Raw genomic sequence first — 22,043 nt, forward strand, 5'->3', positions numbered from 1 at the left:
GGGAGGGGAGAGTAGTTACCTTTCAGACAGAGCGAGGGACATAAACGGTATGTTCGGAGCAAAAAGACAAATAGGGCAGACCGCGCTGGAGGTGACGGCACTCGGTTTTGGTGCGGCCACCCTGGGTAACCTCTATCACCCCATGCCCGATGAAGCGGCGAAAGCGGCCATCGAAAAGGCGTTTGCCGCGGGGCTCAACCATATTGATACCGCACCCTACTATGGGTTTGGCTTGAGCGAACGTCGCGTGGGGGATGCGCTGCGGGAAGTCCCCGCAAACGAGTATGTTCTGTCCACCAAGGTTGGCCGCCTTCTGGCCCCCTGCGGCAAGGCCGAAGACAAATACGGTTTCTGCTCCCCCATGCCGTTCGAGCCCGTATACGATTATTCGTACGACGGCGTAATGCGTTCCTATGAACACAGCATTCAGCGGTTGGGGCTGCCCAAAATTGACATCCTGTACATGCACGACATCGGCCGGGTCACCCACGGCCGCGACCACGAGCGTCTGTTCCGCATCGCCATGGAGGGGGGCTACAAAGCCATGGCCGAACTTCGTTCACAGGGCCTGGTGAGCGCCATCGGCCTCGGCGTGAACGAATACGAGGTGTGTGAGCAGGCGATGGACCTCGCCGATTTCGATTGTTTTCTGCTGGCCGGGCGCTACACACTGTTGGAGCAACAGGCCCTGGAGCGCTTTTTGCCCCGTTGTTTGGAGCGCAACACCTCGATTGTACTGGGCGGCCCCTATAACTCGGGAATTCTGGCCACCGGCGTGAAGCGGGAAGGCGGGGTTTTCCATTACAACTACCAACCGGCGCCCCGGGAAATTATCGAGCGGGTCGCGCGGATCGAAGAGATGTGCCACGAGTTCGCCGTTCCACTGCCGGCCGCGGCCCTGCAATTTCCCCTGGCGCATCCGGCGGTTGTCAGCGTGATTCCCGGGTTGAGTTCTCCCCGGCGTGTGGAGTCTGCGGTATCGCAAATGCAGGCAGCGATCCCCGCAGCTTTCTGGGCGGCGCTGCAGGATGCCGGATTGATCCATCCAGAGGCACCGTTGCCGGGGCGGAAAGGCTAATGTTACGCATTGATGCGCACCAACACTTCTGGCAGTTGTCGCGGGGCGACTACGATTGGCTGGGGCCGGAACTGGAGGTGTTGTACCGGGACTATCTTCCCGCGCAATTGCAGCCACTGCTGGCCGCAGCCGGCGTTAGCAAAACCGTACTGGTACAGGCAGCGGAAAGTGTCGAGGAAACGGAATTCATGTTGCGTCTGGCCGATGACACGGATTTTATAGCCGGCGTCGTGGGCTGGGTTGATATGGAGAGCGAGGATGCTGTTAGCACGCTCGATCGCCTGGCGAGGCATTCCGCCTTCAAGGGGATTCGGCCGATGATCCAGGATATCGCCGATACCCGGTGGATGCTCAAACCGGAACTGGAGCCCGTGTTTACGGCGCTGATTGAACGCGGGTTGACCTTTGATGCGCTGGTGACCCCCAGGCATCTGGAACCACTGCTGGTCCTGCTGCGGCGCTACCCCGATTTGAAAGTGGTGATCGATCACGGCGCCAAACCGGAAATTGCCACAGGCCGCACGACGGAATGGGCAGGGGACATCGCGCGTATCGCCTCGGAAACATCGGCCTGCTGCAAGCTGTCCGGCCTGATGACCGAGGCGGGTGACAATCCCGGATTTGAAATATTGATGCCCTGTATGGAGCACCTGCTGGCGTGTTTCGGCGCGCACCGGTTGATGTGGGGCAGTGACTGGCCAGTGCTGGAGCTGGCCGGGAATTACCCGCAGTGGCGGGCTTTCGCGGAGCGTTTTGTCGCTCCGCTGACCGAAGTGCAGCAGCAAGCCATATGGGCGGGGAATGCCGAGCGGTTTTACCGCTTGCAAGTGTGAGCGGGATTTTTTTCGGATTGGTAACTACTCGCCTTCGGGACTCGGGACTCGGGAAAAGAATACCGGGGCTTGATGCGAAGGCCCTGATACCGGGAGCCGTTCGAGAGACGATTGCCGATGAGGTTGTTGAACGAACGGCTACCGGTAGCAGGGCCGCCCAGGCTCCGGTTTAGTGTCACAGGGGTGAGCAGTTACCCGGGTTGAAGATCATTGGGAGGACGATAACGTGGGGCAACGTCTGCTGGGAAAAACCGCCGTCATTACGGCCGCCGGGGCCGGCATTGGCCGCGCCTGCGTAGAGGCCTATGTGGCCGAGGGGGCTACGGTCTGGGCCGTGGACATCAACGAACAGGCCCTGGAACAACTCCAGTCCGCCGTGCCGGCTGTCAAAGTAAAGGTGCTGGATGTCATGAAAGGTGACGATATCCGCGCGTTTGCCGATGAAGTTGGTGCGATTGATATTCTGTTTAACTGTGCCGGTTTCGTTCACAACGGCAGCATTTTGGATTGTGACGAACAGGACTGGGACTTCTCCTCCAACCTGAATGTCAAATCCTGTTACCAGATGATCCGGGCATTTTTGCCCGGCATGATCGACAACGGCGGCGGTAGCATCATCAACATGGCCTCCATTGCCAGCAGCCTTAAAGCCGTGCCTAACCGTTTTGCCTATAGCACCACCAAGGCCGCGGTGATCGGTTTGAGCAAGTCTATCGCCTGCGACTTCGTCAAACAGGGCATCCGCTGTAATGCGGTGTGCCCCGGCACCGTGGACACCCCCTCATTGCGGGCGCGCTTGAACGCCTTCGATGATCCGGTTCAGGCCCGCAGGGATTTTGAAAACCGACAGCCTATGGGGCGCCTGGCCCGCGCGGAGGAAATCGCGGCGCTTCTGGTTTACCTGGGATCCGACGAATCCACCTACACCACGGGTGTGGCTCATGTCATTGACGGCGGCTGGTGTAACTGACCCTGGTAATCAATGGCGCTAAGTTAAGGTTTAAGGAGGCACTTTTGTAGGGTGGATAAGCGGAGCGCATCCACCAAAAAGCCGGCTGTCGGAGTGGTGGATGCGCTTCGCTTATCCACCCTACGTTGAATCAAAGCAGCTTAGCTTAGTGCCATTCGCCGCGTAATCATTTTGAATAAAGATAATAAAGAGGATTTGTCATGACCACAGTAGAAGCCACGGAAGCCCGGGTTACGCCCACGGAAAAAACGGAACTGGTCCCCGGTGCCGTGTTGATTCCGTTCATTCTCGTAACCTGTTGTTTTGCCCTGTGGGGGTTCGCCAATGACATCACCAATCCCATGGTGGCGGCGTTCCAGAAAATCTTCCTCACCGGCGCAACCGAGGCGACCTGGGTACAGGTGGCATTTTACGGCGGCTACGGTGTCATGGCTTTTCCCGCGGCGCTGTTTATTCGCCGGTTCTCCTACAAGGCGGGCATTCTGCTGGGGCTGGGACTGTATACCATCGGTGGCCTCCTGTTTATTCCGGCCAGTTCGATTGGGGAATTTTATCCCTTTCTGTTGGCCTACTTCGTGATTACCTGTGGCCTGTCATTCCTGGAAACCACCGCCAATCCCTATATCCTGTCCATGGGACCGGCAGAGACCGCCACCCGCCGCCTGAATCTGGCCCAGGCGTTCAATCCCGTGGGTTCTCTGATCGGTATGTATATCGCCTCGCAGTTTATTCTGGCCAGGCTGGACGCGCGTGGCCGGGAAGCGCGGGAGCTTCTGCCCGCACAGGAATTTGAGGCCGTTAAAGCCGCGGACCTCGAAATCGTCAGCCAGCCTTATATCCTGATAGGAATTGTGATTGCGGCGTTGTTCGTGCTGATCGCATTGATGAAAATGCCGAATCAAAAAGCGGCTGTAATGACAGACGCGAGCCTGAAGGCGATTTTCGGGCGCCTGCTGCGGTCGAAGAAATACGTCGAAGGCGTGGTGGCGCAAATGCTTTACGTGGGTGCCCAGATCATGTGCTGGACTTTTATCATCCATTACGGCACGGAAGTGTTCGTGGCCGATGGGATGATGGAAAAAGATGCCCAGGTATTGTCCCAGCAATACAATATCGCCGCCATGGCGATTTTTTGTACCAGTCGTTTTATCTGTACCTTCCTGCTGAAGTTTATTCACCCGGGCGCGCTGCTGATGTACCTGGCCGCGGGCGGGGCGGGCCTGTCGCTTGGGGTCGTCTTGCTCGGGGGGCAGGGCGGACTTTACTGCCTGGTGGGCATTTCCGCCTGCATGTCATTGATGTTCCCCACCATCTATGGAATCGCCCTGAAAGGCATTGACGGGGACGATGCCAAGTTCGCCGCGGCCGGCCTGATCATGGCCATTGTGGGCGGGACCTTCCTGCCCATGCTGCAGGCCGGGGTGATAGACAATTGGAATATGGGCTTTGTCAGCGCGGTGGAAGCCTCGTTTGCGCTGCCCCTGCTGTGCTTTGTGGCGATCGCCGTCTATGGCTATAGAACGGTGAGAATTCACGATACCGGTCCCCTCTCCCCCTTTGGGGGAGAGTAGTTACGATTTAATTTTCGAAGTTCATTAGCAGAGGTTGATTACTATGAAATTATTACGTTTTGGTGCTGTGGGGCAGGAAAAGCCCGGCATACTGGATGCCCAGGGCAACGTCCGCGATTTGTCCGGCCACATCAAGGATATCAATGCTGAATTTCTCAGCAGTGATATGTTTGCCCGGGTGCAGGATATGGACCCCGCCAGCCTGCCGCTGGTGGAAGGCGACCCCCGCATTGCCGAACCGGTTTCCGGTGTGGGGAAATTTATCTGTGTGGGCCTGAATTACGCCGATCACGCCCGCGAGTCCGGCATGGAAGTACCGCCGGAACCCGTACTGTTTATGAAAGCCACCTCCGCTATTACCGGTCCCTTCGATCAGGTTCAGCTGCCACCCGGGTCACAGAAAAGTGACTGGGAAGTGGAGCTGGGCGTGGTGATCGGCCGGGAAGCCAAATACGTGTCCGAAGCCGACGCCATGGATTACGTGGCCGGATTCTGCGTTGTCAATGACCTCTCCGAGCGGGAGTATCAGCTTGAACGGCAGGGCCAGTGGGTGAAGGGCAAGGGGTGTGACACATTCGCCCCCATAGGCCCCTGGCTGGTGACGCCGGAAGACGCCGGTGATGTGGAAAATGCGGGTATCTGGTTGGAGCTGAATGGCGAGCGGGTCCAGGACGGCACCACCGCCACCATGGTGTACAAGGTGCCTTTCCTGGTGCACTACATCAGCCAGTTCATGAGCCTGCAACCCGGTGACATTATCAGTACCGGCACGCCGCCGGGTGTCGGCCTGGGCATGAATCCGCCCAAATTCCTGAAAGAGGGCGATGTAATGCAATTGGGGATCGATAGCCTGGGCGTGCAGCAGCAGAGCGTGATTCGCTACGGCAAATAACCTAGTGCCGGCGGTTATCTGGAATGACTCATGCTCTGTAGGAACCGCCGGACCTGTGTGGGAAAAAGGTGAAGGAGTCGAAGGGGGAATGGCCCCCTCGACTTTGCCGGGCGGCGGCGGTACTAAGTTAAGCGCAATTGGCCCGATGTAGGGTGGATAAGCGAAGCGCATCCACCACTCCAGCAGCCGGCTTCTGGTGGATGCGCTTCGCTTATCCACCCTACAAAAATGCCCGGCCCCCCTTAACTTAGCGGCATTCGGGTCTGTGGATGCCGAGGATTTCATTACCCGCAGGGTTCATCGAGAGCAACTTCCTGGCGGCCTTCAGTCAAGAATGGGGAACTTTGTTGCCTTAAACACCCATCCCGCCTTATAGGCTTGCTAGCCACTATCACGTGTTATAGTATGACAAATATTATATAAAAATGTTAACGATAACTTGACTTGTCGCTCGTAGAGGCGAAAAGACTGTTCTCCAGCGGCTTCTAAATATAAGAATAGCGATAGAGGGAAAGCGAGATGTCCAAGCGACTCGTTCTGAGACTCGTTCTGATAACTTCGGCCGCCTTGTTGATGGCCTGTCAGCAGAAAGCGGATCGGGATGAGGCTCCGACCTCTGTCGATACGGCGATCTATACCAATCCGATCATCCACGCCGATTATTCGGACCCGGATGCCATACGTGTGGGGGACGATTTCTATATGGTGTCGTCCAGTTTCAACAGTGCGCCGGGCCTGCCCATTCTGCACTCCCGGGACCTGGTCAACTGGCAGTTGATCGGGCACGTCTTTCAGCAGCAGGTACCGCTTGACGTCTTTGCCAGGCCCCAGCACGGCAAGGGCGCCTGGGCACCCAGCTTCCGATACCACGACGGCAAGTTCTGGGTCTTCTACCCCGACCCGGATTTCGGCATTTACGTCACCACCGCCGAAGACCCGGCCGGCCCCTGGAGTGAGCCAAAGCTGATGTTGGAGGGCAAGGGAATCATCGACCCCGCGCCCCTCTGGGATGACGACGGACAGGCTTACCTGCTGCATGCCTGGGCCGCCAGCCGGGCGGGTTTCAACAATGTGCTGACCCTGCACAGGATGTCCGCGGACGGCACCAAAGTGCTGGACGAAGGCAAAGTCATTATCGACGGCGGCGACTATCCCCTGCACCACACGGTGGAGGGACCCAAGTTCTACAAGCGCAACGGCTACTACTACGTGTTCGCGCCGGCCGGCGGCGTGGAAATGGGCTGGCAGACAGTGTTCCGCGCCCGCGATATCGAAGGTCCCTACGAGCACCGCGTGGTGCTCGCCCAGGGGAATACCGCCGTCAATGGTCCCCACCAGGGTGCTTGGGTAACCACGCCGGGCGGCGAGGACTGGTACCTGCACTTCCAGTACAAGGAGGCCTACGGCCGTATCGTTCATTTGCAGCCGATGCAATGGCGGGGCGATTGGCCGGTGATCGGCGCCGATGAGGACGGCGACGGCAGAGGCGAACCGGTCCTGAGTTACAGAAAACCCGACGTCGCGCAGCCGTCGGCGGATTTCCGGATAGCCACCAGTGACGAATTCGGCTCGGTAAAACTCGGGCCTCAATGGCAGTGGAATGCCAACTGGCGGGACGACTGGTATTCCCTCGGGGACCGCGAGGGCTGGCTGCGGCTGGCGGCCCAACCGTTGCCGGCGGATGCCCAGGTCCCGAACCTGTGGGAAATGCCCTCCCTGCTGCTGCAGAAATTTCCCCGCCGGGAATTCCAGGTGACGACGAAACTGCAACTGGGCGGCGAGGGGCCCCTGGATGCCGGACTGCTTATTTACGGCTACGACTACGCCTGGCTGGGCTTGCGCAGTGGTGACGCCGGCTACCAGCTGGTTCATGAGGTCTGCCCGGGCGCGATGAAGGGATGTGTACTGCGGGAGACGGTGGTGGCCAATCTGGAAGAGCCGGTGATCGAAGTTCGCGCCACCGTAAGGGAAGGGGCGCGGGTGCTCTTCGCCTATCGGACCGCCGGCGGAACCTTTACCGATTTCAACGAAGGCTTTCTGGCCAAACCGGGACGCTGGGTAGGGGCGCACTTCGGGATTTTTGCGCGATCCGGCACCCCGACCGGTGGAGGATATGCCGACTTCGATTACGTGAGAGTACAGGAAAGTCTGTGGTGCCCGTGCGAGATTTATCCAAGTGATGACACAATAATGAGTGAGTGAGAAGCCATGTCTATGTTCCGTAATCTGTCTCTGATCCTGGCGCTTGTGCTCCCGGCCTGCGCCGCCGCCGCTGAATCCGAAAATGCCGGCCCCAACCCGCCGGGCCAGTGGGACGCCCCCCAGGCCGGCAATCCATTTGTCCCCGGCTACTGGGCCGATCCCACCATCATCGTCCACGACGACACCTTCTATATCTATGTCACCACCGACGGCCCGGGCTGGGGGGCGAACGAGCTGACCGTCTGGCACTCGAAGGATTTCAAAAACTGGACAAATACAGTGCTCAACTGGCCCGGCCGCGATGACGGCTTTACGAATGTCTGGGCGCCCGACGTCATCGAGGGTACCGATGGCCGCTTCTACATGTATATTTCGATCAACCATGAAATCTGGGCCGGTGTGGCCGACCATCCGCTCGGGCCCTGGCGCAATGCCCTCGATGAGGACAAGCCCTTCATCGCCCTCGATTTCGATCCGGAGGTACACCACATCGACGCCAATGCCTTTATCGACGACGACGGCCAGCCCTATCTGTACTGGGGTTCCGGCTGGGAATGGGAGCGCGGGCCCGGTTACGTCGGCTTGCTCGCCGATGATATGGTTTCCTTCACGAAGCCCCCTCGCCGCACTCACCCGCCGCACTTTTTCGAAGGCCCTTACATGCTCAAGCGCGACGGCCGCTATTTCCTGATGTACAGCGATGGCAAAGTCTCCGAGCCGAGTTATAAAATCCGTTACAGCTATTCGAAATCCCCGACCGGCCCCTGGACCGAGCCGGAACAGAGCCCGATTCTGGTCACCAGCGCCGACCGCACCGTCTTCGGTCCCGGCCACCATTCGGTGCTCCAGTGGAAAGGGGATTACTACCTTGTCTACCACCGCGACGCTAATCCGTTCATGGGCATGGCCCATCGCCAGCTGTGTATCGACCGCCTGGTCTTTAATAAGGACAACCTCATTGAGCGGGTGGTGCCCACCCATCGCGGCGCTTTTCCCCAGGTGACGGACGACCAACAGCCGGCCAATCTTGCATTCGGTGCGAAAGTCACAGCCTCCTCCGCGGCGGAAAACTACGAAGCCGAGCGTCTCGTCGACGACAATTACGGCACGCGCTGGTCGGCCGCCGAGAGCGACGAGTCACCCTCTCTCACCATCGACCTGGGTGAAGTAAAAACCACCCGCCGCATCGAGATTTTCCCGGAGTATGCAACCAAGTATTACAAGTACAAGGTCGAAACCTCGAGCGACGGCGAGCGCTGGAAGGGCTACAGCGATTCCAGCACTGCCGCCTCACGCGGTATGCCCTGGGTGCATGAAAAAGACACCGACGCCCGTTATGTCAGGGTCTCACTGTTTCCCGGTGAGGACGTCGACGCCCCGCGCCAATCGCTTTGGGAGGTGAAGGTTTATTGATCCGTTGGGTTTATCCGTGCGGTCACCCCATAACGGATGAATATGCATTGTGAATCGACGTACTAGTAAGGCGGAAGGGAAGGATACCCCTCTTCCGGGACCGTATGAGGCATGGATGCCGATTACGAGCGTACAGGGATGTATTTAAGGGGGGCGCCCAGCCTGTGTCCCGGGAGAGGGGTATCCTTTCCTTCCGACCCGGTAGTAACTTTTTCAAGGTGGCTCAGTTGCTCGGTGCCGGAGCCCTGGTAGCCCCTCGGTTGCAAGCCGCTGCCAACCTGGAAGCCGGCGCCTTTTTAAGGTTGGCACGATAGCCACACGAGGACACGTATATGAACCCCCTGCGAACACCCTGGTCTCCACGGCGCCGACCTGGTGGCCGCCACCTGGCACTGGCCCTGCTGTGCATCACTGTGCTGCCGATTCAGGCCGGTGAGCTGTGGCGAGTACAGACCAGCGCACCGGTAACCGCATCACCGTTGGTGTCACAACAGGCTTTGTATCTCGCCAACGGCTATCAACTGCGCGCCTTGAGCCTGGATGGCAAGCCGCTGTGGTCGCGCGACTTTACCGGCCAGCTGCACAGCCAACCGCTGCGCATGGCCGATAAGCTGCTGGTGCACGCGGATGACGGCCTGCACGCCTTGAGCCTTGAGGGCGAACCACTCTGGCATCACGCGTCGCAGGACGGCCCCATGCAGGTGGAGGGCGAAAGTTGGGGTTGGGGCAAGGGCCTGAAGGCCGACCCTTGGGCCTGGTACCGGTCGTCCATCGCCAGTGACGGCAAGCTGGCTTACTATGGCACCCGCCAGGGCACTTACGCGGTAGATCTGGCCGACGGCCGCGAGCGCTGGCACGCCGACACCGGCACCAGTCACACCACACCGGCACTGGCGCAAAACCTGCTGGTGGTGGGCAGCTGGAACAATCACCTATATGGGCTCAACAAAGACACTGGTCGGATCGTGTGGCAGCGAGAAGGCTGCACGCCAGGTGGCCAATACAAGGATTGGATCGGCTGGCTGGGCTTTAACCTCGACCCGCTGGTGGACGACAAGGCTGTCTACGCCGGCAACCGCGGCACCTGTTTTTACAAAATGGATCACCAGACAGGCGAACTAGAGTGGCAGGTGAAGCACGCCACCAGTTGGATCGGCTCGCCGGCGCGCGCTCAGGGTGACAAGGTGGTGTATGGTTTGTCGGACGGCTTGGCACTGGTGGAGCAGGACAAGGCCACAGGCAATTTCACCCGCGTGATTCAGTCGCCGCATCTGATATTCGCGCCGCCGGCGCTGATGGGCGATCGTCTCTTTTTCGCCACCCTGTCCGGCGAGCTGTACCGCGTCGATACCCATTCGAGCAAACCACAGCGCGTGTTTCAAACCCTGGCCAGTCGCGACCACTACGCCGAGCATGTAAAGGCCGAAGGTGGTCCCATCTACCACACACCACCGAAGGAGCTGTCTGCCCATGACGGCGCTACGTGGCAGGTGAACATCATGCTGAAAGAGCTGGATGCCATCGTCAGCCTTAGCGAGCAGGACGGGCGTTTGTACTTGGGCACCCATGATGGACAACTAATTGTTTTCCAGCCGGCCGCAGCGCCATGACGAACGTGCCCGCCCAGGTTGGGATACGCTCCGGCTATCAAAAATCACCCAAGCGCCCCGAGCACCTCAACCGAAGCGACAGCGGCTTCAGCCTCACCTCCAATGGCGACGAGGCCCAACGGCGGCTCGACGACTTCGCCGCCATGGTTGCCGACGCCGAGGCCATCTACGCCCGGCTTCCCAAGGAACAGGAGCCCGCTTTCTACGAAATGATCCTCTACCCGGCCCGGGGCTCGAACCTCGTGAACCGCAGGGTCCTGCTCGCCGAAAGAGGCCGCCGCCTCTGGGGTTTCCGAGCATGAAATCGCCAATCCCGGTGTGCAGACCATCCGGGTCTGGATGATCGATGCCGGCGCCGTTCTCGACAAGCTGATCGTCGAGATCGCCTCCGGCTCTTCCGATATAACATCTCTTGAACGAGAATAATCGAATTTGACGGGGGACTGACAAAATGAATCGACGTAACTTTCTCAAGGCAGCTCCGCTGCTCGGCGCCGGAGCCCTGGCGGCGCCCCGGCTGCAAGCCGGGGATATCCCGGAAACCGGTCTTATCACTGACCATCGGCAGTATTGGCTGGATTTGCTCGATCGAATCTCCAGGCCATTGCTGGAAGCCGGCAGTGCAGGGCAGTTGAAAAGTTCCATGCCGGTGGAAACCACCACGGAGTCCAAGACCAAACCCTCCACCTACCTGGAAGGCGTGGGACGCCTGCTGGCCGGCATCGCTCCCTGGCTGGAATCGAAGTCCGGCGGTGCGGCGGAAATCAAACTCCGCAACCATTACCGGGATCAGGCCGTTGCCACTGTAGCGGCCATTGTCGATCCGCGATCACCGGACTATCTGTTTGACCATATGGAACCGCAGATGCTGGTGGATGCCGCTTTCCTGGCCCATGCCTTTTTGCGCGCTCCAGGGCGGCTTTGGCAGTCGCTTCCCAAGCAGACGCAGCAGCAGGTCGTCAGTTGTTTCCAGGCCACCCGCGAGGTAAACCCGTATTACTCGAACTGGTTACTGTTCAGTGCCATGATCGAGGCTTTCCTGCTGGCGCACGATTTGCCCTTTGACATCATGCGGATTGAGCTGCCGTTGAAAAAGCATCAGGAATGGTACCTGGGCGATGGCATCTATGGCGACGGCGAGGAGTTCCACTGGGATTATTACAACAGCTTTGTCATCCAGCCCATGTTGATGGACATCGCCACGGCGATGCGGGACAAGAATAAAATCGCCGCGGAGGAGGTGGAGACCCTGAGCCGCCGCTTCAGCCGCTATGCGGCCATTCAGGAGCGGCTGATATCGCCCGAAGGTACCTACCCGGCCATCGGTCGATCCATTGCCTATCGAATGGGCGCTTTTCAGCATTTGTCGCAGGCCGCCCTGCAGCACCGCTTGCCGGAGGATATCAAGCCGGCCCAGGTTCGATGTGCGCTGACTGCGGTCATGGATCGCCAGATGACGGCGCAGGGAACCTTTGACAAAAACGGCTGGTTGCAAATTGGGTTTTGCGGCCATCAGAATGCGCTGGGTGAATACTATATATCCACCGGAAGCCTGTACCTCTGCAGCACCGGCTTGCTCGCACTGGGCCTGCCGGTCGAAGACTCTTTCTGGTCCGGTGACGACGAACCCTGGACGGCCGTAAAAATCTGGAGAGGTGAAAACCTTGCAGCCGATCACGCATTGTAATTTCAATTTACGTGTGGGTAACGGAAGATGCTGAGTCAAGGCCGTAGGGTGCGCCGTGCGCACCGCGGAGTGCGGTAGTTTCAGCGGTTCCTTTAGAGTCGATCTTTCCTATGGAGAAGTGTTGTTGAAAAACAATAATCGAACCAAGCGCGCCACCGTTACCATTCACGATGTGGCCCGCCATGCGAAAGTCTCCTCGATGACGGTGTCCCGGGTGATCAATGGACAGCCCAACGTCCGCGAGCAGCTTCGCCAGCGTGTTTTGGAGTCGATCAAGGAACTCGATTACACGCCCAATATGGCCGCCCGGTCAACTCGCGTCGGTTTGGGGGCAACGAGGGTCGGCATTCTGTTCTCGAATCCTTCGGAGAGCTACCTGAGCAAGATTATGGTCGGGAGCCTCGAGCAATCGCGAAAACTGGGCTGTCAGCTGATCCCCGAATATTGCGCCGGGCTGAGTTCGCAGAAGAAAGCAGTCAGTCGCCTGGTGGATGCGGGGGTGGAAGGGGTCATACTTCCGCCCCCGCTGTGCGATTCCGAATCGACAGTGCGGATGTTGACCGGTCTGGACATTCCCGTAGTGGCGCTGGCAACCGCCAGGCCGCTTCCGGAGGTGTCCGCCGTATATATCGACGACTACCGGAGCGCGATATCGATAACCCGTCATCTCATTAAACTGGGGCACCGGAAAATCGCCTTCGTCAAGGGTGACCCGGCGCACACGCCCACGGAATGCCGACTGGATGGCTTTCTCAAGGCGATGGATGCGGCCGGTCTGACGATACCTGAGAACTGGATTACACCCGGTCGTTTCACCTACAAATCCGGTTTGGCGGCGGCGGAGATGCTATTGAGCGGGGACGAAACGCCCACCGCTATCCTCGCTTCCAACGACGATATGGCGGCGGCCGTCATTTCTGTAGCGCAGGGCCGTGGGATTCGCGTTCCCGAAGAACTGAGTGTGGGTGGTTTTGACGATACGCCTATTGCCAGCATTATCTGGCCGGACCTGACCACGATACACCAGCCGATAACCGCCATGGGCAGTGCTGCAGTGTCGATCATCCACAAGATGGTCAGTGATCTGAGGAGAGGCAGGGCGCCGAAACCCATCCATCAACGCATGACCTACAAACTCGTCAAGCGCCATTCCACAGGCCGGGCAGTGTCCTGATGGAGCCCCTTTTCCCGGACTAAGAATGGTACTAAGTTAAGCGGAATTCCCCTGTAGGAGCCTGCTTTCGGGCGAATAGTACCGGCGTCTGGCCCAGTGCCATTCGGGCCAGCTACGAATGGCGCTAACTTAAGCGCAAATGGCCTTATTTGTAGGGTGGATAAGCGAAGCGCATCCACCAGTTACAAGGCCTGGGGCGGCGGATGCGCTTCGCTTATCCGCCCTACGGGAGCCGGAAACCGCTTAAGTCAGTGCCATTCGGGCCAGCTACCAATACCCCTACCTTAATCCGAAAATCGGCCTATTTGTATTTGTAGGGCCGAAGGCGCCGTGAATACCTGGAGCGGACGGACTGGGCAAAGCGTAGCGTGCCCATCAAGACCCCGGAGGTGGCGGTATTAGGCCCCGCGACAGCCGAATCCGTAGTCTAAAATTCCATAAAGAGTTTAAAAATGGGAAAAATTTCCTACATGAAAATTAAAGTGCCAAAAGGGCTTATCAAATGTTTCAGTATTATTTATAGTATTATAACAATGAAGATAAGGGTGGATCGGGGGGCCTCGCCTCCCAGGCCTGGAACGCCGGCACCGGTGGCGGCCCGGCGTTTTCCACCACCGATTCTGTTATCGATAACAATAATTTCAGCGATTTGAGCCGAGGTGTCGGGCGCGATAGCGCCGCCGGAGCTGCCGAATGAGAGGAATCGTTCATGACAAAGTGGGGTATTACCGCCAAACCCGTACGAGGCACCTTGTTCCACCGGGTGGTGCGAGTTATCACAGTGGCGTTCGCATTCTTTATCTGTGGCTGCAACGCGCCGGCGCTGGCGAAGGAGGAGTTGATTGTCTATCCGCCTCCGGCGCCGCCGACCTTTTATACACACCTCAACGACGATTTCACCGTGCGGGTTCGCGAACCCGGGGGAACTTGGCAGGATCTGTACGAGTACAACGTGATGGTCGACCTGGATCGGCCCCAGTCTGCCACCATGGTCCGTTTCGACATGGACGGGCCGGTGGAGGTGATGGTGCGCAAGAACAACGGCGATTTTCGCCGTGTGCAGGTGCGTCCCAAGTCGGCTGGCATTGAGGCGAAGCGCGGCGACTGGGCTCACACCGTCACCTTCACTATCGACCGCCCGCGCAAGCTGTCCGTCGAATTCGACGGCGACCGGCTGCACAACCTGCATGTCATCGCCAACCCCATTGAAACAATGGAAAAGCCCGATCCGGAAGACCCGGATGTGATTTGGTTTGGTCCCGGCGTGCACGAACTGGCCGAGGGCGAAGAAGGCTTTCGCTTTCCCTCGAACAAGACGGTCTATCTGGAGGCCGGTGCCCTGTTGCGTGGGCCCGTAGTTCTCGATCGGGTGGAAAATGTGAAGGTGCTAGGTAGGGGCATGCTCGACAGACCGCAGCGGGGATTCGAGGTCACCTTTTCCAAGAACATCGTCATCGATGGGCCGACGGTGCTGAACCCCAAGCATTACACGGTGTTCTGTGGCCAGAGCCGGGGACTCACCATCCGCAACCTGAAAACCTTCAGTGCCGATAAATGGTCCGACGGCCTGGATTTCATGAGTTGTTCCGATGTTGAGGTGGACGACGTCTTTTTGCGCACCTCGGACGACAGCATCGCCATCTATGGACACCGCTGGGACTACTACGGCGATGTGCGGAATTTCCGCATCACCAATTCGGTTTTGTGGGCGGACGTAGCGCATCCCATCAACATCGGCATACACGGCAATGCCGAGGAGGGCAGTGAGGGCGAGGTGATCGAAAACCTGCTGTTTCAAAATATCGATATCCTCGAACACGACGAGGACGATCTCACTGCCCAGGGCACCATGGCTATCAACGTCAGCGACAGGAATCTGGCCCGCAACATACTTTTCGATACGATCCGGGTGGAGGATTTCCAGGAGGGCCAGCTGCTAACCCTGGGCGTGGTCTTTAATGAAAAATACAGCGCGGCAGCTGGGCGCGGAATCGAAAACGTGACATTCCGCAACGTGAGTTACACAGGCCCCAATATCAAGGCATCCGTTCTCACCGGTTTTGACGAGGAGCGCGCTATACGCGGAGTGCTCTTCGAAAATTTGCAAATCAACGGGCGCAAAGTGCGCAACGCAGATGAGGCGAATCTGGATATTCGCGACCACGTTTCCGGTATAGAGTTTCGTTGATATTTTGCCCGCACCCGTCGGCGAACACCGCCGGGCATGCTTATTGCACGTATCAGCCAAAAAAGTCGCGGGCGCGCAGAGCTCGGATGTGGGACGGTCAGCGGCAGCCTGGAACCACGTGCATCCTCCGAGTCACGGAATAAAATCGAAGAGTCGCATGGGATATTGATTAACTTGTTCTAAGATCCAGGAAGAAGATAGACAATTTTTCTAAATAAAAGAAAGGCATTTTGGGCTTGTTAAAAGGGGGTTTCCTTATTATTGATAATACAATAATGTACGGGTAAGGAAGCTTTTCAAGTCACCGGTTCCGGAGCCCACCCCCCCCCCGCGACTCAGATGAGCGGGGTAAAAATGATGGTTTCTGGTATCGATAACAAAAAAATCGGCGATAGAAGAATAAGAGAGCTGTTCATGTTTCGACGCAACTACTCACCCACAGAGAACCTGTACCGTTTTAAGGGAGCCACCTTGTAGGAGCCTGCTTGCAGGCGACCAAATCGCCTGGAGCGATTTGGTGCTGTCCTTGTTCGCCTGCAAGCAGGCTCCTACAGGGGTGACTGTTCAATCTGCGCGTCGTTTATAACCAGAAATACAGCGGAGCGCCGGGGCGTGGAATCGAAGATGTGGCGGAAAGCGAGCTGAGACCACAGAAATAAATTGGGTCGCAAAAAAAAGTTGCTAATCGAAGCATGGTGAGTTAAGGTCATATTATAATATAAATATGCTGTAATAGAGATATAAGAAAAGAAGGCATTCCGAGCGGCAGCGGTCACTGTCGGTTCCCCGGGCTCTGAAAGCCGATTGCGATCCCATGAGATGGGAAATTTAAATGCCGGTTTTGTTAACGATAACAGCTATTTCAATAATTTGAGCCGAAGTGCCGAATCTTTGCCCCGCCGGGCAAAAAGGCTGGATCAATAAAACGCGGACGTCGCTACGGGCGTTCCTATAACTTTCCGTTCGCCTCTGGCGAACACCCCCGCTGTTCACCACAAAAGAAGACGATGAGGAGATAGCAAAATGATAATAAAGTACAAAAAACTCTCCGCCGCGATTGCGGCTTACACCTCGCTGATGGCGTTGTCGGCAACGACCTTCGCCCAGGATGAGGGTGATGAGAAGGAGAAGGCGCAGCTGGAAGAGATTACGGTTACCGGAATGCGCCAGAGTCTCGAGACTTCCGTGGCTATCAAGAAAAACACGATGGAGATCGTCGATTCCATCACCGCCGAAGACATCGGTAAATTGCCGGACATGAACGTGGCCGATACCCTGACGCGTATTCCCGGCGTCCAGGGCTACCGCTACGGCGGCGAAACCGCCTCTCCGTTCGGCGAGGGCAGTGGCCTGACCATTCGGGGCCTGTCCAATCAGACGGCATCGCGAGTGGATGGGCGGGCCTATTTCACCGCCGGTGGTCGCGAGTTCAACGTTGAAAGCGCGATTCCGGGCATGATTTCCGGCATTGATGTGTACAAGAATCCGTCGGCCGAGCACATCGAGGGCGGCATCGGTGGGCTGGTTGACCTCAAAACGCGAAAGCCGCTGGAATTCGACGACCTTACTGTCAATGTTGCAGTTTCGGGTCGCTATAACGATTTGTCCGAAGATACCAGCCCGGAATATTTTGGCCTGTTTGCCAATCGCTGGGAAACCGGCGTGGGTGAGATGGGCCTGATGATCGCCGGCAACTACCAGAAAAGTCACAACCGCTCGGACTCCAACCCTACCTTTGGTCTGGGGCCGGGTCTGCGCCGTGCCGTGCGTGCCGACAGTGCTGAGTACGCTGGTATTTCCGGCGCCGATCAGGCCTATGCGGGCCGCAACGATGTCTGGTACCTGGATAATGTTTCCTGTCCAGATGATTTCGATTTTCCGGATCCGGACAAAACGGGTTATCTGGATAACCCCACCTGTCTGCCCATGTCGGAGCGGCAGGGCCTGGTCTCAACCCTGGGGCAGTTCAAGCAGATTTTCCAGGAAGATATCAATCGCGTCCGTAAAGGGGCGAATATTGCCTTTCAATGGCGCCCCAGCGACACCCTTGAGCTCTATGCGACGGGTAATTACAACTACTACCTCTACGATCAGGAATACCGTTTCCTGGTGACCTTTCCCGATGGCCGGACTGTCCGGGACTTGACTACAGCGGATTACAACTTTGACGAGAATTTTGCAAACCGAAATTCCAATGGTGGAGCCAATGAAATGGTGGCCGGGCAAATACTGTCCGGAGGCACCTTTCTGGACAAGACCTACGAGACCTGGGGCGGCCACGAAGAGCGGCCCTATGAAACCTGGATCGCGGCGGTCGGCGCTGAATGGCAAGCCTCGGACCGGCTGGAAGCCAAATTCGACCTGTCATTCATCCAGGCTGACCAGCTCAGGGATAACCGCCGGCTGGTGTTCAACTCACGTCAGGGCCTGACCTGGGATGTCACTCGTGACCTGAGTGTGGATCCCCACCAGATCAATCTGGAGGGCCCCGATCTGAGCGATCCCGCCAACTTTGTGTTTCGTCAATACGACAATGGGACCCATGTGTATAACGATGATGAGGGCATCGCGCTGCAAACCGACTGGAAATACCAGATCGATTCGTCATTTGTCGAGGACATCAAGTTCGGCGCGCGTTATGCGGCTCAGGAAGCCAGCTTCAGGAGCTACAGTTTCGGTGGCAGGCCGCTGACAACCGATGGCGAGCCGCTGGCGGCAGATCAGTCCAACGCCATCCTGGCGAGTTCAATGCCGGGTGTGCTGGATCGTTCGCCGAGCAACTGGCTGGACGGAGAGGGCGGTTATAACGGTGGTTACGTCGTCTATGATCCCTTGGAGATTCTAGGCAATAATGTGCGCAGCCTCTTTCCGCAGGCGGGTATTCGCCCGGAAGGTGACCTCGAGGAGAACCTGACCAGCCGCCGTTATTCCGAGGAAGAGACGCTCGCCGCGTATGCGATGGCCGACTTCGCCTACGGCGATATTCTTCGGGGTAATGTGGGTGCGCGTGTAGTACAGACTGACCTGTACGCCCGGGCCATGATTGTTAATGAGGCGGGTGAGATCGTGCCCAACGACAGCAGATCTTCTTACACCGATGTACTGCCCTCGTTGAATGTGACCGGCTATATCGACGAGGATACACTGGTTCGCTTTGGTTACGCCAAGGGCATTTCCCGGCCCAGTCTGGGGCGTCTCAACCCCAGCGTTAGTGTCAGAGCTGGCACGGGCACAGTGAATGTGGGCAACCCCGATCTGAAGCCGTTGAAAGCTGACAGTTTCGATCTGTCGTTCGAAAAATACTTCTCGGCGTCGAACTACGTCTCGCTCGCTGTGTTTTACAAGGATATTGACGGCTTCTTCAATACCAAGACCTCTTGTGAAACTATCGAGGGCTGGCCGGCATACGGTGGCGGAAACGGTTGTTCGGACGGCCAGTATCTCGTCTCGCGCACGGTGAACGCTGGAGAGGGTAGTGCCAAAGGTTGGGAGCTGGGTTTCCAGAGCTTTTTCGACTACGATTTTATGCCGCAAGCGCTGCATAACTTTGGGGTGTCGGGTTCCTACACCGACCTGGATACCAAAAACCCTGTTAAGTTTGGTGACTCCATCGTCAATGTGCCCATGGAGGTTCAGTCGGATACCAGTTGGACCCTCGCGGCTCTGTACGAGAACGATTTCATGTCGGGTCGATTGGTATACACCTATCGTTCGCCCTTCGCGAACCGACTCAGTTCCTCGCCGAGCAGTGCATTCTATACCAAAGGCTACGGTCTCCTGGATGCGTCACTCAACTTTGAGATCACTGAGGATCTGGATTTGGCGATCAACGCATCGAACCTGACCAATCAGGCGCCGGTGCGTTATGTGGGTGAGCCTCGCGACCACGAGTCGGACTTTCTTGTGCAGCACTTTGAGAATGGCCGGGTCTTCGGAATGGGCCTGCGTTATAGCTTCTGATCCTGAAGTACTCTCTCTCCTTTATGGGCGCCCGGGTGGCGCCCCTTTTTTCCGTTCTTCCATGGTGGAAGGCATGAGAGCAGTTGCAGTGTTATAAACCCGGCAATCAAATGGCTCCTCCCGATCCATTGGATTGTCATCCACGAAATACTGACGCAGATGCATGGAACTGCGTATTTTGTGGGCTGACGCCGGTCCGGGCCGGCGGCGGCACTTCCGTGTGCCGCTATTAACCCGACATATTTCCGGGCTAAGAAATCATTTAACCAGAGCGTTGATCCACAGATGGCTTTTCTTAAAAAAAGAATATCGACGATCGAGGACACCGGTACGGCCGGCCTCTGCCGCAGGGCGGAACTGGCCCGCTCGTGGATGTTCGAAGCGTCTTTTCCCCTGTGGTCGGAAAATGGCGTAGCCGACGGGAGAGGTTTCTGGGAATCACTGGATTTGCATGGGCGCCCGCTGGAAAACCCGGTTTCCCGCGTTCGCGTTCAGGCCAGACAGGTTTTTGTGTTTGCACTGGCGAACCGGATGGGATGGCAGCCAAAGCGCTCGCTCGAACTGGTTCGCGCAGGTCTGCGGACGTTGCACCGGGCCTGCCGCAGGGAAGACGGTTTGTACGGGCGCACGATCGACCTGAATTCGCAGGAATTATTGGACGATCGGGCGGACCTTTACGACAGTGCTTTTGCGCTGCTGGCCCACGCCTGGGCCCTGCGCGCAGGCGCCGGGGCCGAAGCTCTGGCTGGGGGGATGGCGCTGAGCATGGCGATCGACCAGCGGCTGCGCTGTCTCCACAACCGGGGCCGCTATTTGGAGCGCCTGCCGGCGACGGATCGGGTGGAGCAGAACCCGCATATGCATCTGCTGGAGGCGTCACAGGCCTGGCATGAGGCGGCCCGCGACCAACGTTCTCTCCTGCGGAGCCAGGAACTGGTCGGGTTGATGGAATCCCGATTTATCGACCGCGAACTGGCGGGCCTGCGGGAGGTATTAGCGGAGGACTGGGGGCCGCACGAAGACGACAGGTTCGAGGCGGGACATCAATACGAATGGGTTTGGTTGTTGCACGAGCACGCACGTATTTGTGGCGGTCGGGTTTCTCCCGCCGCGGCCTTGCTGTATCGCAAAGCCCGTGAACTGACGTTGCCAAACGGCCGGCTCTACTTGTCACATACGCTCCAAGGTGATATCCGGGAGCCCGTTCACAGGTGCTGGGGACTCACCGAGGCGCTGAAAGCCCAGTTAGCCCTTGTCTGCTCGGGCAATACCGGTAGCATTGCGGTGGCGAACGAAATTTTTGATCGGTTGTGGGCGGACCACATTCAGGGAGCGGTTTCGGGCGGTTGGCTCGACCGGCTGGATGCGTCCGGTACATCCGTATCCAACGATATGCCGGCGAGTACCGGGTATCACATACATTTGGCTATATCCGAGTTATTGAGAGCTGAAAAGGTGGTAAAAGGATGAGTGCGACGGATTTGCGAGTGGCAACCCTGATCGGTGGTATCGAGGGGGGCGGCACCAAGTTCAACTGTGTAATCGGCCATTCACCGGACAAGGTTTTGGCGAGAACCAGTTTCCCGACTACCACTCCGGACGAGACGCTCGCTCGGGCGATAGAATTTTTTAAAGAGGGTGAAGCCGAATATGGCGCTCTGAGAGCGATCGGCGTGGCCAGCTTCGGTCCGGTCGGTCTGCATCGGCAGTCGCAATATTACGGATATATCACAACTGCGCCCAAACCCCACTGGGCCTACACCGATGTGGTGGGAAGCATCTCCCGCGCCTTGAATGTCCCGGTGGCTTTCGACACCGACGTCAACGGCGCCACTCTGGGTGAGGGTTTGTTGGGCGCGGCGCGCGGTTTGAAGAACTTCGTCTATGTGACCGTTGGCACAGGCATAGGCGCCGGGGTGGTGTCGAAAGGCGAGCTCGTCAATGGCGCCATGCATCCGGAAGTCGGCCACATGCTGTTGCCGCGGTTTGACGAAGGTAACGATTTCCGTGGCAGCTGTCCGTTTCACGGTGACTGCCTGGAAGGCCTGGCCTCGGGGCCGGCGATTGAGGCCCGCTGGGGACGTAAAGGGCAAGACCTGGAACCGGATCATCCGGCCTGGGCGCTGCAGGCGCGCTACCTGGCGGCGATGTGTATCAACCTTACCCTGTGTTATGCGCCAGAGCGGATTATTCTCGGCGGTGGAGTCATGTCCCAGAAGCAGCTGTTTGCGATGATTCGCACCGAGTTCAGCAAGCTCCTCAACGGCTACACCACCCTGCCGGCGGCGGCGGACCCGGAAAACTACATAGTTCCGTCGGCGCTGGGTGGCCACTCGGGCGAACTGGGAGCCCTGATTGCGGCCGAAAAGTTGTTTAAGCAGAGCGATTATCAGTAGAGGATATGGCAGGCGAACATAACGTTGAAGTTCCCACCGGCTTTGATCCGGTGCGCACGGCGCGCCCTA

Annotated in this window: 16 protein-coding genes; all 16 read left to right on the forward strand. The window is 57.9% G+C overall.

Features of this window, described 5'->3' with window-relative positions:
- Positions 1–49: 49 nt before the first annotated feature.
- The 16 genes from ACRC0P_RS00775 (at position 50) to ACRC0P_RS00850 (ending at position 21,974) form a co-directional block, all read left to right on the forward strand.
- Positions 50–1,078, forward strand: a complete 1,029-nt coding sequence (locus ACRC0P_RS00775; RefSeq protein ID WP_438627540.1) for an aldo/keto reductase — start codon at positions 50–52, stop codon at positions 1,076–1,078.
- Positions 1,078–1,911 carry an amidohydrolase family protein gene (locus ACRC0P_RS00780; RefSeq protein WP_438627542.1) on the forward strand — a complete coding sequence of 278 codons (834 nt, stop codon included), beginning with the start codon at positions 1,078–1,080 and terminating at the stop codon, positions 1,909–1,911. Before ACRC0P_RS00775 ends, ACRC0P_RS00780 begins: the two co-directional genes overlap by 1 nt.
- Before the next feature lie 226 nt (positions 1,912–2,137).
- A complete protein-coding gene (locus ACRC0P_RS00785) occupies positions 2,138–2,881 on the forward strand; it encodes an SDR family oxidoreductase (protein ID WP_438627544.1) in 744 nt (247 codons plus the stop codon).
- Positions 2,882–3,081: 200 nt separating this feature from the next.
- Positions 3,082–4,452: an L-fucose:H+ symporter permease gene (fucP, locus tag ACRC0P_RS00790; RefSeq protein ID WP_438627546.1), complete on the forward strand. Its 1,371-nt coding sequence runs from the start codon at positions 3,082–3,084 to the stop codon at positions 4,450–4,452.
- A gap of 43 nt (positions 4,453–4,495) precedes the next feature.
- Entirely contained in the window at positions 4,496–5,344 is an 849-nt protein-coding gene (locus ACRC0P_RS00795) for a fumarylacetoacetate hydrolase family protein (protein WP_438627548.1), read from the forward strand.
- Between the two features lie 519 nt (positions 5,345–5,863).
- A complete protein-coding gene (locus ACRC0P_RS00800; protein ID WP_438627550.1) occupies positions 5,864–7,546 on the forward strand; it encodes a glycoside hydrolase family 43 protein in 1,683 nt (560 codons plus the stop codon).
- A 12-nt stretch (positions 7,547–7,558) separates the two neighbouring features.
- Positions 7,559–8,959 carry a family 43 glycosylhydrolase gene (locus tag ACRC0P_RS00805; RefSeq protein WP_438627552.1) on the forward strand — a complete coding sequence of 467 codons (1,401 nt, stop codon included), beginning with the start codon at positions 7,559–7,561 and terminating at the stop codon, positions 8,957–8,959.
- A gap of 332 nt (positions 8,960–9,291) precedes the next feature.
- Entirely contained in the window at positions 9,292–10,569 is a 1,278-nt protein-coding gene (locus ACRC0P_RS00810) for an outer membrane protein assembly factor BamB family protein (RefSeq protein ID WP_438627554.1), read from the forward strand.
- Positions 10,566–10,871 carry a hypothetical protein gene (locus tag ACRC0P_RS00815; protein WP_438627556.1) on the forward strand — a complete coding sequence of 102 codons (306 nt, stop codon included), beginning with the start codon at positions 10,566–10,568 and terminating at the stop codon, positions 10,869–10,871. Before ACRC0P_RS00810 ends, ACRC0P_RS00815 begins: the two co-directional genes overlap by 4 nt.
- Positions 10,872–10,887: 16 nt before the next feature.
- On the forward strand, positions 10,888–10,995 hold the full coding sequence (locus ACRC0P_RS00820; protein WP_438627558.1) for a hypothetical protein: 108 nt from the start codon (positions 10,888–10,890) through the stop codon (positions 10,993–10,995).
- A 25-nt stretch (positions 10,996–11,020) separates the two neighbouring features.
- Positions 11,021–12,256: a DUF2264 domain-containing protein gene (locus ACRC0P_RS00825; RefSeq protein WP_438627560.1), complete on the forward strand. Its 1,236-nt coding sequence runs from the start codon at positions 11,021–11,023 to the stop codon at positions 12,254–12,256.
- A gap of 124 nt (positions 12,257–12,380) precedes the next feature.
- The gene (locus ACRC0P_RS00830; RefSeq protein WP_438627562.1) at positions 12,381–13,430 is read left to right on the forward strand and encodes a LacI family DNA-binding transcriptional regulator; all 1,050 of its coding nucleotides are present in this window, start codon (positions 12,381–12,383) and stop codon (positions 13,428–13,430) included.
- A 709-nt stretch (positions 13,431–14,139) separates the two neighbouring features.
- Positions 14,140–15,618 (forward strand): glycosyl hydrolase family 28 protein, encoded by a 1,479-nt coding sequence (locus ACRC0P_RS00835; protein WP_438627564.1) that lies wholly within the window; start codon positions 14,140–14,142, stop codon positions 15,616–15,618.
- 1,023 nt (positions 15,619–16,641) lie between these two features.
- The gene (locus ACRC0P_RS00840; protein WP_438627566.1) at positions 16,642–19,578 is read left to right on the forward strand and encodes a TonB-dependent receptor; all 2,937 of its coding nucleotides are present in this window, start codon (positions 16,642–16,644) and stop codon (positions 19,576–19,578) included.
- Between the two features lie 285 nt (positions 19,579–19,863).
- Positions 19,864–21,048, forward strand: a complete 1,185-nt coding sequence (locus tag ACRC0P_RS00845) for an AGE family epimerase/isomerase (RefSeq protein WP_438627568.1) — start codon at positions 19,864–19,866, stop codon at positions 21,046–21,048.
- Positions 21,045–21,974, forward strand: a complete 930-nt coding sequence (locus ACRC0P_RS00850; protein WP_438627570.1) for an ROK family protein — start codon at positions 21,045–21,047, stop codon at positions 21,972–21,974. The genes ACRC0P_RS00845 and ACRC0P_RS00850 overlap by 4 nt, the downstream gene beginning before the upstream one ends.
- Positions 21,975–22,043: the final 69 nt, after the last annotated feature.

Origin of the sequence: Microbulbifer sp. (assembly GCF_051659245.1) — a bacterium.
Classification (GTDB): domain Bacteria; phylum Pseudomonadota; class Gammaproteobacteria; order Pseudomonadales; family Cellvibrionaceae; genus Microbulbifer.

Coding starts and splice junctions, on each gene's coding strand:
- ACRC0P_RS00775 (WP_438627540.1), top strand. CDS start 50: ATGTTCGGAGCAAAAAGACAAATAGGGCAGACCGCGCTGGAGGTGACG.
- ACRC0P_RS00780 (WP_438627542.1), top strand. CDS start 1,078: ATGTTACGCATTGATGCGCACCAACACTTCTGGCAGTTGTCGCGGGGC.
- fucP (WP_438627546.1), top strand. CDS start 3,082: ATGACCACAGTAGAAGCCACGGAAGCCCGGGTTACGCCCACGGAAAAA.
- ACRC0P_RS00795 (WP_438627548.1), top strand. CDS start 4,496: ATGAAATTATTACGTTTTGGTGCTGTGGGGCAGGAAAAGCCCGGCATA.
- ACRC0P_RS00800 (WP_438627550.1), top strand. CDS start 5,864: ATGTCCAAGCGACTCGTTCTGAGACTCGTTCTGATAACTTCGGCCGCC.
- ACRC0P_RS00805 (WP_438627552.1), top strand. CDS start 7,559: ATGTTCCGTAATCTGTCTCTGATCCTGGCGCTTGTGCTCCCGGCCTGC.
- ACRC0P_RS00810 (WP_438627554.1), top strand. CDS start 9,292: ATGAACCCCCTGCGAACACCCTGGTCTCCACGGCGCCGACCTGGTGGC.
- ACRC0P_RS00815 (WP_438627556.1), top strand. CDS start 10,566: ATGACGAACGTGCCCGCCCAGGTTGGGATACGCTCCGGCTATCAAAAA.
- ACRC0P_RS00825 (WP_438627560.1), top strand. CDS start 11,021: ATGAATCGACGTAACTTTCTCAAGGCAGCTCCGCTGCTCGGCGCCGGA.
- ACRC0P_RS00835 (WP_438627564.1), top strand. CDS start 14,140: ATGACAAAGTGGGGTATTACCGCCAAACCCGTACGAGGCACCTTGTTC.
- ACRC0P_RS00840 (WP_438627566.1), top strand. CDS start 16,642: ATGATAATAAAGTACAAAAAACTCTCCGCCGCGATTGCGGCTTACACC.
- ACRC0P_RS00845 (WP_438627568.1), top strand. CDS start 19,864: ATGGCTTTTCTTAAAAAAAGAATATCGACGATCGAGGACACCGGTACG.
- ACRC0P_RS00850 (WP_438627570.1), top strand. CDS start 21,045: ATGAGTGCGACGGATTTGCGAGTGGCAACCCTGATCGGTGGTATCGAG.